We start from the raw sequence: 507 nt of genomic DNA, 5'->3' as shown, positions 1-507 counted from the left end.
AGCACAGCAAATGACTGCACTTACTATCCCCAATCTTTTTTTCATTTGACTTTCCTTAGTCTGGTTTTATTAGTTAGTAGCTCATTTATCAACCAAGTTTTAAATTGTTTTTATTTTAGCCATATTTTTCTAAATGTGGCCTATCTTGCTCAAAATTTGGATATTTTCAGACGAATAGCTTTAATGGGAAGCAATTCAACCATGCAATCTCAGTATTTATAAACTAAAACTCCGAAAGTTTTGTCTTCATGATCAGTTCTCTTTAAAATATAGCATCCCTAACTCACCTCGATAAGACAAGATGATTCAATTTGACCAAGTTTCTTTACGCCGCGGTGGACGGGGTCTATTTCAAAAAGCGTCTATGCAATTACACCCAGGTTGGAAGATTGGTCTAACTGGGGTCAATGGTGCAGGTAAATCAACACTATTTGCAGCATTACTCGGTAGCTTAGGAGCAGATGAAGGCTCGCTTACTCGTCCTTCCGTATGGACTGTGGCTCATAT

Annotated in this window: 1 protein-coding gene; it reads left to right on the top strand. The window is 37.9% G+C overall.

Annotated elements, in window-relative coordinates; genetic code table 11:
- Positions 1-301: 301 nt before the first annotated feature.
- Positions 302-507: ATP-binding cassette domain-containing protein (locus tag ABD296_RS50430; protein ID WP_344285905.1), on the top strand; the 206-nt coding region annotated here is incomplete at its 3' end.

The sequence above is a fragment of the Actinomadura napierensis genome, assembly GCF_039529375.1.
GTDB lineage: Bacteria > Actinomycetota > Actinomycetes > Streptosporangiales > Streptosporangiaceae > Spirillospora > Spirillospora napierensis.
Note: the sequence above shows the minus strand (reverse complement) of the source record. Positions and strands in the feature narration are given on the sequence as shown.